General features: G+C 74.3%; 8 protein-coding genes. 3 read left to right on the top strand and 5 right to left on the bottom strand.

Annotated elements, in window-relative coordinates:
• Positions 1-5: 5 nt before the first annotated feature.
• Both F7P10_RS03895 and F7P10_RS03890 read right to left on the bottom strand, forming a co-directional pair.
• A complete protein-coding gene (locus F7P10_RS03895; protein ID WP_151008112.1) occupies positions 6-3,620 on the bottom strand; it encodes an RHS repeat-associated core domain-containing protein in 3,615 nt (1,204 codons plus the stop codon).
• A 262-nt stretch (positions 3,621-3,882) separates the two neighbouring features.
• The gene (locus F7P10_RS03890) at positions 3,883-4,710 is read right to left on the bottom strand and encodes a hypothetical protein (protein WP_151008111.1); all 828 of its coding nucleotides are present in this window, start codon (positions 4,708-4,710) and stop codon (positions 3,883-3,885) included.
• Positions 4,711-4,793: 83 nt separating this feature from the next.
• On the opposite strand from F7P10_RS03890, the gene F7P10_RS03885 reads away from it, so the two are divergent.
• Positions 4,794-5,987: a hypothetical protein gene (locus F7P10_RS03885; protein WP_151008110.1), complete on the top strand. Its 1,194-nt coding sequence runs from the start codon at positions 4,794-4,796 to the stop codon at positions 5,985-5,987.
• Here F7P10_RS03885 and F7P10_RS03880 read toward each other — a convergent pair whose 3' ends face one another.
• Together F7P10_RS03880 and F7P10_RS03875 are read right to left on the bottom strand one after the other, a co-directional pair.
• Positions 5,988-6,257, bottom strand: a complete 270-nt coding sequence (locus F7P10_RS03880; RefSeq protein WP_151008109.1) for a sortase — start codon at positions 6,255-6,257, stop codon at positions 5,988-5,990. It lies immediately after the preceding gene.
• Between the two features lie 118 nt (positions 6,258-6,375).
• Complete coding sequence (locus F7P10_RS03875; RefSeq protein WP_151008108.1) at positions 6,376-7,494, bottom strand: cystathionine gamma-lyase; 1,119 nt, start codon at positions 7,492-7,494, stop codon at positions 6,376-6,378.
• 101 nt (positions 7,495-7,595) lie between these two features.
• On the opposite strand from F7P10_RS03875, the gene F7P10_RS03870 reads away from it, so the two are divergent.
• Entirely contained in the window at positions 7,596-10,853 is a 3,258-nt protein-coding gene (locus tag F7P10_RS03870) for a DUF4132 domain-containing protein (protein ID WP_151008107.1), read from the top strand.
• Between the two features lie 148 nt (positions 10,854-11,001).
• Positions 11,002-14,265, top strand: a complete 3,264-nt coding sequence (locus F7P10_RS03865) for a DUF4132 domain-containing protein (RefSeq protein WP_151008106.1) — start codon at positions 11,002-11,004, stop codon at positions 14,263-14,265.
• A gap of 20 nt (positions 14,266-14,285) precedes the next feature.
• On the opposite strand, the gene F7P10_RS03860 is transcribed toward F7P10_RS03865, so the two are convergent.
• The gene (locus F7P10_RS03860) at positions 14,286-15,926 is read right to left on the bottom strand and encodes a fatty acid CoA ligase family protein (protein ID WP_151008105.1); all 1,641 of its coding nucleotides are present in this window, start codon (positions 15,924-15,926) and stop codon (positions 14,286-14,288) included.
• Between the last annotated feature and the right edge of the window lie 21 nt (positions 15,927-15,947).

Below are 15,947 nucleotides of genomic sequence, written 5' to 3'. Positions count from 1 at the left end.
CCGAGTCAGTCGATGTAGATGTGCCGGTTCTCGATGACCTGCATCCTGTCGGGTCTTCGCGGGTTGGGCGCCAACCCTTCGAAGTTCATGTGCGGGCCACCGCCGTGCCGACCGGTGATGTCGCTTTCCCCCATTCTCGCGACCCGGGTTCCGTCCGCCGACACGAACCTGCCGGAGCCGGGGACCGGCTCGCTGTACCCGGGGCCCACCCAGCGCTCCGCCGCGGTCAGCGCGTCGTCGGTGGGCAGCTTCGTCCCGTCGATGGGATGCCCGTCCGCGTCATACTGGCCGGTCGACGTCCACGGGACGCGGGGCTGCCCGCTGCTCCCGCCGTAGTTGTGCGGGGTGAGGCCGAGAGGGTCGAGCCAGGTGGTGGGGTTGGGGACATAGGCGTGCGGGTTGGGTTGCGGTGCCAGGCCGAGTGGGTCGGGCGAGAGGTATCCGGCATTGGCGGGGTCGTAGTAGCGGCGGAAGTTGTAGTGGAGGCCGGTCTCGGGATCGTGGTACTGGCCGGGCATGCGCAGGGGGCAGGGGGACGGGGTGTCGGTCGCCGGTGCTCCCCACGCGCTGGTGCGGGCGGGCGTGACGGCCCCGCCCGGATCGACGAGTTCGGCCGGGGTGCCGACCAGGTCGGTGACGATGGCGTGGAACCGCTGGTCGATCCACTCCTGCGGCGCGGTCGCGGAGTGGCGCTCGGTCTGGGTCAGGGGTTTGTGGGTGCCTGGCTCATAAGTCCAGGTGGTGATGCGGCGCGGGCGGTCCCGGGCGTGGATGTGGTGGGTCTGTTCGGCGAGGCGGGTGCCGTCCCAGGCGTAGGCGTAGCTCTGGAGGCGGGTGCCGCCGTCGGGCGCGTACTGGTGCTTGGCGATGCGGCGGCCCAGCGGGTCGTAGTGGTATCGCCAGTGTGAGCCGCCGGGGGTTTCGACGGCGGTGAGCCGGTCGTCGGCGTCCCAGTGGAACCGCCAGGTGCGGCGCTTGCCGGACAGGGTGACGCGTTCGCGCAGGACGATGCGTCCCTGGGCGTCGTGCTCGTAGCGGGTGCGCCCGGCACGCCGCACAAGCGTGCCGTCGTATTCGCGAACCCCGCTCTCGGCCGCGTCCGGGTCGGGGGCCGGATGGTCGGCGTGGGCGAGGTTGCCGCTGCCATCGTAGGTATAGCGCTCGGTCCAGCCGTGGGCGGTGACGGCCGTGATGCGGCCCCGAGTGTCGAGGGCGTAAGCGCGGTCGCCGCTGAGGCTGTCGGTGACGCCGGTAAGGTTCCCGTCGGGGCGGTAGGCGTAGGTGCGGTGCTGCAACAGCCGCGCCTGGTCGCCGGCGGACGTGGGAGCACCCCACAGAGTCTGGGCGGTGAGGCGGCCCAAGGAGTCCCACTGCTGGGACATGGCCGCCGAGGCGCCTATGCGGCGGCCGGTCTCGCGGCCCGCGAGGTCGTGGGTGAAGGTGAGGGTCTGGCCGCCCGTGGCCAGCCGAGCGGGCAGTCCGGTGGGCGTGTAGGCCCAGACGGCTTCGGCGCCGGATGGGGTGCGGCGGCGGATCACGCGGCCGAGCGGGTCGCGGGAGTAGGCGGTGGTGGCGCCGCCGGTGGTCTCGGCGGTGACGCGGCCGAGCGCGTCGCGTTCCAGGCGCAGCGCGCCGCCGGGGCCGGTGGCCTCGATCAGGCGGCCCAACGGGTCGTAGGCGAAGGCGGTGACTTGGTCACCGCTGGTCTTCTCGATGGTGTTCCCGAGGGGATCGCGGGTGTAGGCGACGGTCTGGCCGGCGCCGTTGGTGCGGGACGTCAGGCGCCCCGCGGCGTCGAGGACGTAGGCGATGGTGCGGCCGTTGAAGTCGGTCTCAGCGGTCAGGCGTCCCGCCGGATCGTAGGTGTAACACCAGGTCAGGCCCGCATCGTTGGTGACGGTGGCAAGGCGCCGCTCGGCGTCGTGGGTGAACGCCAGCCGGGACCCGTCCGGCCGGATCACGGCCGTCGGCTGATCCAGCGGGCCGTATTCGGTGCGGGTCGTCCCACCGGACGCGTCGGTGTGCTCGATCGCGTTGCCCTCGCCGTCGTACCGCCACCGCTCGACCGTCCCGTCGGGCCGCGTCACCGAGGCGGGCCGCCCCTCGACCGTCCAGGCGAAGGTGGTGCGTGCGCCCGTCGGATCGGTATGGCCGGTGAGCCGTCCCATCGCGTCGTAAACGCGGCGAGAGGTGCCGCCGGACGCGTCGATGATGGTGGTGGGCAGGCCGGCGGCGTCGAGTTCGGCGCGGGTGGTGGCGCCGAGCGCATCGGTGACCGAGACCAGGCCACCTCGCTCGCCGTGGGAGAAGGTGGTGACCGCCCCCGCCGGGTCCGTCTCCCGGGCGAGATTGCCGCGCTCGTCGTACTCCCAGGCCCACTGCCTCCCATCGGGCCGGACGCGGCGGACGGGCAGATTGAATTCGTTGAACTCGGTCGCGCCGGAAGTGCCATCGGGATACCGGACATCGGTGAGGTTGCCACGCTCGTCGTAAGCGAACCGGGTCGTGTGGCCGAGCGGGTCGGTGCGCGAGAGGAGCCGGTCGTACTCGTCCCATTCGGAGCGGGTGACGTTGCCGAGCGGGTCGGTCTCCTCGACGATCTGGTCGTACTCGTTGTACCGGTGGACGGTCGTGTTCCCGAGCGCGTCGGAGACCAGGGTGCGGCGCTTGTCGGGCTCGTGGACGAACATGGTGTTCAGGACGCCCCCCGAGCCCTCACCGCGGACGGCGCGGCCCCGCTCGTCGTAGGTGTACCGGTACCAATGCTCGTTGCGGTCCACCCATCCGGTCAGCCGGTGCTCGGCGTCGTAGGTGAACCGCTGCGGAACACCGGAGGCGTCGTAGACTTCGGTCAGGTCGCCCGCGTCGTCGTAGCCGAACCGCACCGGCGTCGTCCCGTCCGGTGTGCGCAGCGCGGTGACGCGGCGGTCGCCGTCACCGGTCGGGGCGGTGTCGACCAGGATCTGATAGCCGCCCGAGTGCCGCACCTCGGTGAGCGCCTGCTCCTCGTACAGGAAGTCGATGCGGTTGCCGTTGCGGTCGGTAATCGCCGTCAGCGGTAGCCGCGACCATCCCGTCTCCTCACCCGGCGCGGGAAAGTGCAGCGTGCGGCCCGCGTACGGGTCGGTGACGGTGTACCCGCCGGCGGAGGTCAGGACGAGCGGATGCCGTGGCCCGGCGCCCGGCATGAACGCCACGTTCGGCACCGGGCGCTGCGGATAGGTCCGGACGGATGCGTCCGCGCCGATGAAGTGCACGCCCTCGCTGTCGAGTTCGAGCGCCTGGTCGAGGGTCGAACCCCAGGACGTCCCGAACCAGCGGCCCGCCTGGAACGACGAGACGTGCGTCCGTTCCAGGATCAGCGGCAGAACCCCCGACAACGACACGTCGACCTGCGACAGCAGCACGTCGCCGGTGACGATGCCGATCGGGTCGCCGCCGCTCGGCGTCCGGTTGGTCGGACGGGCCCGCGACTGCTCCGACCCGTTCCTGCGGCCACCGGGGGGCGAGCCGCCGGGGCCGGGGTTGGTGCGGCCGGTTCTGGGTGGCGTCGGCCCGTTATCACCGGGATTCCTCCGCTTGGGGGCAGGGAAGAAGTCACCGGCCATCTTTCCGAACACGCCGCGAGCCGCCCGGCCGCCCGGCGCCCCGCGGTTACCGTTGCGCCTGCCCACTGACAACGCCCCCCTGATGACATGCCTTGCAGAGCACGGGTAAGGAACGTACGGCCGAAGGCGACTGGCGCCGCCGACACCGTGAGCGATCAATATAGGCAGGAATGGGGCTTGCCTGGCTCTCGGTCAACGGAAGATCGTCCACATCCTCGTCCGGGTTCCGCAGCCGCACCGGGCCGTTCGGCGGGGGCGCGCCTGCGCGCCTCGCCTACCTGGCCTCGGTGGCGGCGTCGAGGAGGTCGCCGACCGTGCGGCGCTCCGCCGGTTCGGTTCCGGTCTCGCCCCGCAGCCCGTTCAGCAGTTCGAACCGGGCCTCGGCGGCCTGCCCCTGGGCGAGCTTCAGGAGCAGCCCGTCCTTCTCCTTCACCGGCAGCCGCCCGATGTGACGGTTCAGCGCGGCGTCGCCGGGCGGGGGAGCGCTGGCGCGCGCGGCGACGCCGAGCAGCGTGCCGTCCAGCCGGAGGAAGTCGGCGAGTGCCCGTTGCGCGGCGGTCGGCGAGTCGAGCCCGGCGGGAACCGGAGGCTCTGGCGTGTCCTCCGCGTCGTCGCCGAAGGCGTCCTCGTCGCGCTCCCAGCCCCCGTAGGCGGCGAGCCACGCGAGGTACAGGGGACGGAGGTCACCGGCGGCCAGTTCCGCGCGGACGCCGACCAGCGACGCCAGTCCCGGGACGGCGTCCTCCTCCCATTCGCCCTCTTCGTCCTCGCTGTGGAAATCGAGCACCACGTGGTCGCCGGTCGTCCGGACGATCACGTGCTCGTCAACCGCGTACTCGCGGGCGACGCGGGGAGGGAGCAGATCCTTGGGCAACCGGAGCATCAGCCGGTGCGTCCCCCAGTTCGCCCAGTACAGATGCGCGTCGTAGTACTGCGACATCAGCGTGTCCGGATCGCCCTTGAAGTCGCCCCACTCGTACTCGTTCGTGAAGCCGGTGGCGGTGATCTCGGCGCGGGTGGACAGCGCGCGGACGTCGGCCTGCTCGTCTTCGTCGAGAGGACGGTCGATGGCCAGGAACTCGTAATACTGGTATTCGCTCATTTGGGCCGGGAGTGTAGTGATCGGCTCCGACGATCGAGGCCCGGTGCGCCCACAAGGGAGCGGCGATCTGCTGGACTGCCCGCATGGACAGGGAGCACGGTGCGCGGCTGGAGTGCCTGCGGCTGCTCGGACGCGCGGACCACCTGCGGGTGCTGGCGGCGGCGGAGGAGCGGGAACTGCTCTCGGGGCATCCGCTGGACTACCCGTCGCACCTGTTCATGCGCGAGATCGCGGCGAACGAGGGGATCGGGACGGTCCGCGAGTACCTCGAACGGCCCGGACGGCGCGGCGCGATGCTCGCGCGGACGGTCGAGCGCCTCCGGAGCGTCGACCTCGGGCCGCTGCGCCGGTTCGGCATCGATCCTGGCGACGTCCGGAACGCGCCCGGCGCCGCCCTGCGGGCCGCGCGCGCCCTGCTGCCGGACGCCGAGGCCGGACGGGCCGGTGACGGGATCGTCCAGTGGGCCGGGCACGCGTCCTTCGCCGCGCTGCGCACCGGCACGGCGGTGCGGCGCGACGGGCGCCGGTTCACGGCGGCGCACGAGCTGGCGGCGTCCGTGCTCGCCCGCCGCCACTACGCCCTCAGCGTCCCCGGACACCCCGGGTTCCTGTACCAGCCCGCGTCCATCGAGGTGGTCGCGGCCGGGTACGGCTGGCTCGCCGAGCACGGCGAGCGGGCGCCGGGACTGACGCCGGGGCAGCGGCACGCGGGCGCGCTGCTGCGGGAGATCCCGCACGGTGCGGGCCCGGCGCTGGAGCTGTTCGCCGCCCACGAGCTCGGGCACACGCTCGACGCCGGCGGGCACGCGCCCGTCCTGGAGGCGCTCCGCCGGACGGGCCACGATCCGGCGGACGCCTTCCGGCACGGGCTGACCGGCCCCCGGCACCTCGCCGCCTGGGACCGGCTCGCCGCCGGCCGGGGCGGCCCGGCGGAGCGCACGTTCGACGTCACGTTCGTCCTGTCCGACCTGCTCGCCGCCTGGACCCGGATCACGGCGTGCCCGGACGGCCCGGCGAGCCGCCTCCAGGTCGCCTACCTGTGGCAGCTCGCCGCGCCGCCCGGGACACCGGACGCCCGCCGCGGGACGGCCGCGAGCCTGCGGGCCGCCGAACGGGTGGAGCCGTCCGCGCTGGCCCGCGAGATCGAGGAGATCCTCGCCGCCGCCCGCACCGCCCCGCACACGGTCGGTGCCCGGTTCGAGGCGCTGGAGGCGCGGAGCTGGGACCTGCTGCGGGAACGTTTCCCGCAGGCCACGGATGGCGCGGGCCGGGCGTGATCAGCGCGCCTTCGCGTGGACGACGATGTTGTCGCGGTAGCTCCCGCGGTCGCGGTCGAACGTCCTGCCGCAGGTGATGAGCCGGACCTCCGGGCCGGGCGAGGGCGCGTAGACGGAGTCCGGCCCGCCGGCCTTGCCGTGCCGCGCGAGCCGCGTCACCGCGAACCGGACGATCGTCCCGTCCGCCCGGTCGCCCCCGACCGGGTCGCCGGGCCGCAGGTCGGAAGCCGTCGATGAGCCCGTCGTGAAAGGTGAATGAGAGAACTCCACCGCCCGATCGCCGAACCGGGACCGCAAGATCGCGAAGGAGTCACGTGCCGGTCGACGCCGTGCAGCGCCGCCAGTCGGCGCGCGCGTCGACGTCCACGCCGACTGAACTCGGGGTCGGCTAAGGGCTGAGACGAGCCCCGTCGAGGGCGCGGAGGGCGTCGGTGACGAGGTCGGCGGTGTCCTCGACGCCGACCGAGAACCGGACGAAGCCCGGTTCGACCGCGTCGCCGCCCCAGCGGCCGCGCCGCTCCGCCGAGCTGTGCACGCCGCCGAAGCTCGTCGCCTGCGTCACGAGGGTGAGGGCGGCGAGGAAGCGTTCGGCGAACGCCTCGTCGGGGAGCGTGAACGACACGATGCAGCCGAACCGCTTCATCTGGCGGGACGCGAGGTCGTGCGAGGGGTCGTCGGGGAGGCCCGGGTACCGGAGCCCCGACACCTCGGGGCGGGCGCGCAGCGCCTCGGCGAGCGCGAGCGCGTTCGCCGACTGCCGGTCGAGGCGCAGTTGCAGGGTCGCGAGGGAGCGGTGCGCCAGCCACGCCTCCATCGGGCCGGGGATCGCGCCGACCGTCTTGCGCCACCACCGGACGCTCTCGGCCAGCTCGGGGCTGCGGGTGGCGACGTGGCCGAGCAGGACGTCGCCGTGCCCGGTCATCGCCTTGGTGTCGCTGGCCATGGAGAAGTCGGCGCCGAGGTCGAGGGGCCGCTGTCCGAGCGGGGTCGCGAGGGTGTTGTCCACGGCGACGAGGGTGCCGCCGGCGTGCGCCGCCTCGACGATGCGGGCGACGTCGCACACGTCCAGGTTCGGGTTCGAGGGGGTCTCCAGCCAGATCAGGCGGGCGCCGTCGAGCAGGTCGAGCTGGGCGTCGCGGGCCGTCGGGGCCATCCGCACCTCGGCGCCGTAGGACTCCAGGCGTTCCTTGAGGGCGCGGGTCGTCTGGTAGCAGTCGGTCGGCAGGACGACCGTGTCGCCCGCCCGCACCTGGGAGAGCAGGACCGCGGCGATCGCCGCCATCCCGGACGAGAACGCCGCGACCTCGGCGCCGCCCTCGAGTTCGCCGATGGCGGTCTCCAGCAGCGTCCACGTGGGGTTGGAGTCGCGGCCGTAGGTGTAGGGGCCGACCGGCTCGCCCGGCAGGTGGAAGTGCGCCGCGAACGCCGGGCCCGGCATCGTCGGCGCGAACTTCTCCGCGGGCGGGCGTCCCGCGCCCACCGCCAGGGTCCCGTCCCCGATCTCCACTGTGACCTCCTCTTCTGCGGGCTCCCATCGTCCCGCACGAACGGCGGGGGCTTTTGTCGACCCCCTGGGGACGTCGGCGGAGTGCCCTACGTTGGCCCGTCATGGATGATCTTCAGCTGCCGGACGAGGACGCCCTCGTGCTCCCGGAGTCGTGGCTCCGGCACGTCCACCCCCGGCGCGGCGGCGTCCCGGTGCCCCTGGAGCCGCCCGGCGACCCGGAAGCGGCCCGGCGGCTCCTCGCGGACGCCGGCGACGGTGTCCGCGGCCTCGTGGACGGGGATTCCGCGCGGTCGGCCGCGGCGCGGCGGCATCTGGACGGCGCCCCCGACCCGGCCGGCGCGGCGGCGCTCGCGTCGGTCGCCACCCGGGGCAGGGGCAGGCTGACGCACGCGTGCCTGACGTTCGTCGACGCCTGGGCCGCCGAACACGGGATCGCCTTCGCCGCCCGGGCCGCGCTCGAACTGGTCAGGATCGACTTCACCGACGGGGACCACCGCTCCCTCTCCGGCAAGCGGATCCGGCCGTCGCCGGAGCACACCGCCGTGCCGGTGCTGCTGCGGGTGCGGGCCCTCCTGGCGGACGCCGACGACGCCGTGTACGCGGAGGCGGCGGAGCAGCTGGACGGGATGGAGTGGGCGGACGACCACGCCGTCCAGGCGTCGTGGATGATCGCGTACCTGCTTCCGACGCGCCAGGACCGGATCGACGCGCTCCTCGGCGGGCACATCACGTGGGGCGTGCTGGAGGAACTGAAGCGGTGCTCGCTCGGCCGTCCCGCCCAGCTCGACCACTGCCGGGGGAGGTACTACCGGGAGAACCTGCCGGTGCACGTCCTCGCGACGATGCTGGACGGGCTCGGGACGGACGTCGCGCCGTGGCTCGTGCACGTGCTGGACCACGAGCGCGTCGACGGCGAGGCGGCGGGGCGCGCTCTCGGCGCGCTCGCGCTGCTGCCCTCGGACGAGGCGTTCGAAGCCCTGGTGGCACGGGCGGGCGACAGGCGCGGCCGGGCGGTCCTGGCCGAGGCGATGCGGCGGTTCCCGGTCCGTGCGGCGCGCGTTCTCGCCCGGTGGCGTTCCCGCGAGGCGGCGGGGCTGCTGGACCGGCACGTGCGGGCGAACGCCGCCACGGTGTCGGCGGCGCTCCCCGGCCTGCCGGACGACGTCCGCGCCACCGTCGAACCAATCGTCGCGGCGGTGACGCGGCAAGTGCCGGAGGCGCCGCCCGGCGACCTGCCCGCCTGCATGGCCTCGCCGCCGTGGAAGCGGCCGGTGAGACCGGCCGTGTCCGGCCTGGCCGCGCCCGGGGCCCGCGTCGTCTGGCCGGCCGGGATGCGCGAGGAGTGGCTCGCCGCGGACTGCGGCGGGATCGACCGGATCCCCGACCCCGACTGGCCGGAGCTCATCGGTCGCATGGACGGTTTCGGAGCCTGGAAGGAGAAGGTCAACGTCCTGCTGTACGGGCCCGAGGATCTGGTGCGCCCGATCGTCGCGAAGTGGAACGGCCACGCCGGCCACGACCGGGGCGAGTGGCGCAAGGTCCTCGTGGCCCGGTACGGGCTCGACGCGCACGGTTTCGTGTCGTGGCTGGCGAGCAGGAACCTCCAGCACTTCCCGGAGCTGATCCTGCCGTTCCTGAGCGTCGAGGTCGCGGCGGTCGTGAGCGAGAGCCTGACCCGCGGGAGTCCGGGAGGGGAAGCCGCGCGGGCCTGGCTGGACCTGCACGGATCCGCCGCGGTCCCCTACCTCGCGCCCGCGGCTCTGGGCAGGGCGGGCAAGGAACGCCGCGCCGCCGAGACCGCGCTGCGCCACCTCGCGGGCCGGGTCGGTCCGGACGCCGTCGCCGGCGCGTTCCCCGCGGCGGCGGACGAGCTGCGGGCGCTGCTGGCCGCGCACCCGTCGCAGACCGGCGTGATCAAGCCTCCGAAGGTCGGCGAGTGGGTGGACCGGGCCGCGTTCCCGCAGGTCCTGTACCGCGGCGGCGAGCGCGCACTTCCGGCGTCCGACATCCGCACGCTCCTCGAACTGCTCGCCCTGCCCGTCCCGTACGGGACGGACGAGCTGCGTGCGGCGTTCGAGCCCGCGTCGCTCGCGGAGCTGGGCTGGAGCGTGTTCGCGCACTGGAACGACATCGGCCGGCCCGCCGCGGAGAGCTGGGCGCTCGCCCAGCTCGGCACCGTCGGCGACGACGAGGCCGTCCGGCGGCTCGCGCCGCTGATCCGGGCGTGGCCGGGGGAGGGCGGGCACAGGTACGCGGTCACCGGACTGGACGTCCTCGCGCGCATCGGCTCCGACGTCGCACTGATGCACCTGCACTCGATCTCGCAGAAGGTGAAGTTCAAGGGGCTGCGGGCGCGCGCGCAGGAGAAGATCACCGAGGTGGCGGAGGCGCGCGGGCTGTCGATCGACGAGCTCGCGGACCGGCTCGTCCCGTCCTTCGGCCTGTCGCCGGACGGGTCGATGACGCTCGACTACGGGCCGCGCCGGTTCACGGTCGGGTTCGACGAGCAACTCAGGCCGTTCGTGGTCGACGAGTCCGGGAAGCCGCGCAAGGCGCTGCCGAAGCCGGGCGCGAAGGACGACCCCGAGCTGGCTCCCGCCGCGCACAAGACGTTCGCCGCGCTGAAGAAGGACGTCCGGGCCGTCGCGGCCGACCAGGTCCGCCGCCTCGAGCGCGCCATGGCCACGAGCCGCCGCTGGACGCCGGACGAGTTCCGCACCCACCTGGTCACGCACCCGCTCGTCGGGCACCTGGCCCGCCGCCTGGTGTGGATCGCGGAGGGCGGCGGCGGGACGGTCGCGTTCCGCGTCGCCGAGGACGGGACGTTCGCCGACGCCGACGACGAGGCGTTCGTCCCGCCGGAGTCCGCACGCGTGGGCATCGCGCACCCGATCCACCTCGGGGAGTCCGTGCAGGTCTGGACGGACGTGTTCGCCGACTACGAGCTCCTGCAACCGTTCGAGCAGCTCGGCCGTCCCGTCCACGTCCTGACCGGCGAGGAGCGGGGGAGCGGGCGGCTGGAGCGGTTCGAGGGGCTGAAGGCGCCGTTCGGGACGGTGCTCGGGCTGGAGAAGCGCGGCTGGGAGCGGGCCGCGCCGGGGGAGGCGGGCAGCCAGGAGTACATGCACCGCCGGGTCGCCGAAGATCGGTACGTCGTCATCGACCTCGACCCCGGTTTCTCCATCGCCGATCCGGGCGCGACCGGCGACGTGCAGACCGTGGAGTACGTGCGGCTCGCGCCCGAGCCCGGCCGGTTCTGGAGGTCGCGGAGCACCACGCACCCGTTCGGCGAGCTCGACCCGGTCACGGCGTCCGAGATCGTCGCAGACCTGGAGGTGCTGCGGGAGGCCGCCCTCTGACAGTAGGACTCGAAGCGGTCCTGTGAGGATGAGTGCTCACCCGCCAGTGGCCACCAGGCACCGAGTCTGCCGCAGCGGACCCGGCAACTCTCATTAGAGATGATGGTCCGCCCTTGAATGTCGGCGTGATGCCCTACCGTCGGGGCACATGAACGATCACCCCCCGGCCCTGCCCGACGAGGACGTCCTGGCGCTGCCGGACGAATGGCGGCGGTCCCTGCACCCGCGGCGCGGCGGCACCCCCGGGCCCGAGATCACGGTCGACGCGAAGGCGCCGGGGGCGGCCGCGAAGCTGATCGCCAGGAGCGACGGCGTCGTCGAGGCGCTGCTGGACGCGGGCCGGCCGACCGCCGAGATCGACGGTGCCGTCCGGCGGCACCTCGGCGGGACGCCCGACGCGGTGGGCGCCGCGGTGATCGCCGCGCTCGCCATGGAGGCGCACCAGGACGCCAAGCCGCCGGGGTGGCGGACGTTCGTCGACGCCTGGACGGTCGAGCACGGCGCCGGGTTCGCCGGCTGCGCCGTGCTGGAGATGTGCAGGACGGCGGTGGGGATCGAGCACGGCGGCGAGTGGCGGGGGCGGTACGCCGTGCGCGCGTACCGCGACGACGGCAGTACCGACCGGCCCGGCCCGCTCGCGCTGCGGCGCGTCCGGAGCCTGCTCGCCGAGGCGGGGGACGCAGAGCAGGAGCGGCTCGACGCGCACCGCACCACCGGCGCGACGCGGCTCGCCGCCGCCTACCTGGCGCCGAACCGTCACGACTGGGTGGAGGAGTGGCTCGCCGACATCGACTCCGACCCCCGTCGGCGCCGGGGCGACTCCCTCGTCTTCGCCAGCGTCGGGACGGTCGAGCACCTGCGCACGGCCGTGCCCCGGCTCTTCTGGGGGCAGGCGACCCGCGAGGCGCTCGGCGCGCTCGCGGACGGCGTCGGCCCGGACGTCCTGGAGTACCTCCTCGAGAACCTCGGCGGCACGTTCCTGGAGAGCCGGGACCGCGACCAGATCCTCCAGGCCATCGCGCTGCTGCCGTCCGACGCGGCGTTCGGGGCGCTGCTGGATCGCCGCGCCGACAAGTACGCGCGCCGCGCGCTGGCCGACGCGCAGCGGCGGTTTCCCGTCCGCGCCATGCGCCTGCTCGCCGCGCGCGGCCTCGACGACCTGCTGCGCGACCACGTCCGGGCGCACGTCGAGACGGCCGTCGACGCGCTGCCGGCGCTTCCCGCGGACGTGCGAGCGGTCGTCGAGCCGCTCACCGAGGCGTCCGCCCGCGTCCCCGACGCGCCCGCCGGCGAGATCCCGGCGGTGCTGGTCTCGCCCCCGTGGGAGGCGCCGGTGCCGAAGGCCGTCAGGGACCTCGCGGCGCCGCACGGCCGGATGAGCTGGCCGGACGGCGGCCGCGACGCGTGGCTCGCGGCGGACCCCGGCGATGTCCGCCCGCCCGACGACCCGGCCTGGGGCGCCCTGGCCGAGGCGATGCGCGCGGGCGGGCTGGACCGGGTGCGGAAGTGTCAGCTGATTCGGTACGGGCCGGACGACGTCGTCCGGCCGCTCGTCGCGGAGACATTCCCGCGCGGCGACTGGGCGAGGATCGCGATCGCCCGCTTCGAGGAGTTGACGCTCGATCGGCTCCTCCGGTTCGCGGACGTGGATCCCCGCAAGTACGCGCACCTGCTGCTGCCGTCCCTGAACTGCGGCGCCGCAGAGTTCATGTGCGATCGCCTCGCACGGAACGGTGACGGCCATGACGCCGCGCGCGAGTGGTTCGCCCACCACGGCCTCGACGCGGTGCCGTACGTCGCCGTCCGGGCCCTGGGCAAGGCCGCGAAGAAACGGGGGCAGGCCGAGAAGGCGCTGCGGCATCTCGCCGCCCGGTACGGCGTGGACGCCGTCGCCGCCGCGCGCCCGGACGCCTCGGACGAACTGCACGCGATGCTGTCCGCCCACCCGGTGCAGACGGGCCTGGTCGAGCGCGTGCGGCCGGGCGCCTGGGCGGACCCGGCGCTGCTCCCGCAGATCCTCATGAAGGATCGGGATCGCGCGCTCCCTGCGGCCGCGACTCGGAACCTCGTCGAGCTCCTCGGGCTGCCGGACGTCTCCCACCACCTCGACGAGGTCCTCGCCGTCCTCGACGCCGACTCCGTCGCCGGGTTCGGCCGGGAGCTCTTCCGCAAGTGGCTGGAGGGCGGCGCGCCGTCGAAGGAGTCGTTCGCGCTCGAGCAGCTCGGCCGGACCGGGGACGGCGAGGCCGTCCGGATGCTCTCGCCGGTCATCCGTGCCTGGCCGGGGGAGGGCGGGCACAGGTACGCGGTCGCCGGGCTGGACGTCCTCGCCGAGATCGGTACCGACCTCGCGCTGGCGCACCTGCACTCCATCTCGCAGAAGGTGAAGTTCAAGGGGCTCAAGCAGCGGGCCCAGGAGAAGGTGCAGGAGGTGGCCGACGGTCTCGGCCTGACCCCCGACCGGCTCGCCGACCGGCTCGTCCCGCGCTTCGGGCTGGCGCCGGACGGGTCGATGACGCTCGACTACGGGCCGCGCCGGTTCACGGTCGGGTTCGACGAGCAGCTCAAGCCGTTCGTGGTCGACGAGTCGGGCAAGCTGCGCAAGGCGCTGCCGAAGCCGGGCGCGAAGGACGATCCCGAGCTGGGCCCGGCGGCCTACAAGGCGTTCGCGACGCTGAAGAAGGACGTGCGCGGCGTCGCGTCCGACGCCCTGGTCCGCCTCGAACGGGCCCTCGTCACCGAGCGGCTCTGGAGTCCCGCCGAGTTCCGCGAGCACATGGTCGCGCACCCGCTCGTCGGCCAGTTGACCCGCCGGCTGGTGTGGATCGCCGAGGACGACGCCGGGACGGCGGCGTTCCGCGTCGCCGAGGACGGGACGTTCGCCGACGCCGAGGACGAGGCGTTCGTCCTGCCGGAGTCCGCACGCGTGGGGATCGCGCACCCGATTCACCTCGGGGAGTCTTTGCAGGTCTGGACGGGGGTGTTCGCCGATTACGAGCTTCTGCAGCCGTTCGAGCAGCTCGGCCGTCCCGTGCACGTCCTGACCGGTGAGGAGCGGGGGAGCGGGCGGCTGGAGCGGTTCGAGGGGCTGAAGGTTCCGTTCGGGACGGTGCTGGGGCTGGAGAAGCGCGGCTGGGAGCGGGCCGCGCCGGGGGAGGCGGGCAGCCAGGAGTACATGTTCCGGCGGGTCGCCGACGGCCGGTACGTCGTCATCGACCTCGACCCCGGTTTCTCCGTCGGCGATCCGGGCGCGACCGGCGACGTGCAGACCGTGGAGTACGTGCGGCTGGCCGCCGAGCCCGGGAGGTTCCGGTTGCGAGACGAGGCCCCGTGTCCGTTCGGTGAGCTGAGCCCCGTCGCGGCGTCCGAGATCCTCACCGACCTGACCAGGCTCGCCGACGCCGCCGGGTGACTCCCGCCCGGTCGGCGGGGTCAGCGGGTCCCGTCGGGATCGGCGGAGAGCTTGTGCTCCGCCCACGCCGCCAGCTCGTCCCGCTTGATCTTGGTGTCGTGCCGGACGTCGACCGGGAACCGGTAGTGGAACAGGACGGTGCGGATCGCGGCGGTGCCGGGCCGCCGCCGCGCGAGCGCGAGGGCGTCGTCGCGGATGCGGGCGCGCTCCGCGCGGCTCGTTCCCGGCTCGGGCTCCACGATGAGGACGGGACGCCGGTCGGACGGGCGGCCGACGCCGACGAGCGCGGTGCGGTGCACCCCGCGCAGCGTGTCGAAGATCGGTTCGACGTGGCCGGTGCACAGGTCGCCGCCGGGCGTGCCGACGCGCTCGGCGGCGCGGCCCGCGAACCACAGCCGCCCCAGCGCGTCGACGCGGCCGAGGTCGCCGGTGCGGTGCACGGCGCGGTCGCCGTCGGCGATGCGGGCGCGGGCGGTGGCGCCCGGCCGGTCCAGGTACGGGTCGGCGACGGTCGGGCCGGTGACGGTGATCTCCCCGATCTCGCCGGGCCGGACGAGCAGGTCGTCGGTCCACTTGCGGATCGGCCCGTCGGTCGCGGTGATGATCCGGACGAGCTGGCCCGGCAGCGGCGCGCCCAGGCAGGTGCCCGCGCCGTCGGCGGTCGCGGCGCCGGTCACCGCGAGGTCGCGGCCCTCGATGGCGCTGACCAGCATGCACTCGGTGGCGCCGTACGCCGAGTACAGGTCGGAGTCGGGCGGGAGGCAGGCGCGGGTCCGCTCCAGCACCGCGTGCGAGAGCGGCGCGCCCGCCGTGAACACCGTCCGGACCGGGTCGAGGAGGTGCCCGCGGGGCTGGCAGTACCGCGCCACCCGGTCGAGCACCGCGGGCGGCGCGAACAGGGCCGTGACGCCGAAGCGCCGGGCGTCCGACACCAGCACCGACGGGCGCCGCGCGTCGGCCGCGGGGAACACCGCGCACGCGCCCAGCACCGTGGCCGCGACCGCGAACGGCGGGAACGTCGACAGCACCCGCGTCCCGGGTTCGAGCGGGCGCGCCCGCTCCAGCATGCGCACCTGGGCCAGCAGGTGCCCGTGCCGGAGCGGGACGCCCTTCGGCGCGCCCGTCGAACCGGACGTGTAAGCGATCAGCGCGACGTCGTCCAGGGACGGCCGCGGCCCGGCGGGCGCGTCGGGGGGCGCGTCCGCGCGCAGCCGGTGGACGGTGCGGCCCAGCCACAGCCGCCGCGGTCCCACCGTGACGGTCGTCCGGACGCGCTGCCGCGCCCAGCCGAGCGCGACCCGGGCCACCTGCGCGAGCGGGACGCCGATGAACACCTCGGGCGCCGCCTCGGCCAGGCAGCCCCGCAGCGCCGCCTGGGGCAGCGCGCGGTCGACCAGCACCGGGACGGCGCCCATCCGCAGCAGCGCGTGCACGAGCGCCACCATCTCGATGCCCGGCGGGACCATCACCGACGCCCGGGTGCCGGGCCGGACCCCGGCCGTCCGCAGACCCGCAGCCGTCCGGTCGATGACGGCGGCCAGTTCGGCGAACGTCACCGCCCGGGGCGTCCGCCCGCCCGTCACGCACGCCACCGCGTCGGGCCGCGTCCGCACCTGGCGCTCGAACAGGGCCGCGAGATGAGCGCCGTCGTCCACCGTCATGTCCGCTCATGCCTCTCGTTC

Source organism: Actinomadura sp. WMMB 499 (genome assembly GCF_008824145.1).
Classification (GTDB): Bacteria; Actinomycetota; Actinomycetes; order Streptosporangiales; family Streptosporangiaceae; genus Spirillospora.
Note: the sequence above shows the minus strand (reverse complement) of the source record. Positions and strands in the feature narration are given on the sequence as shown.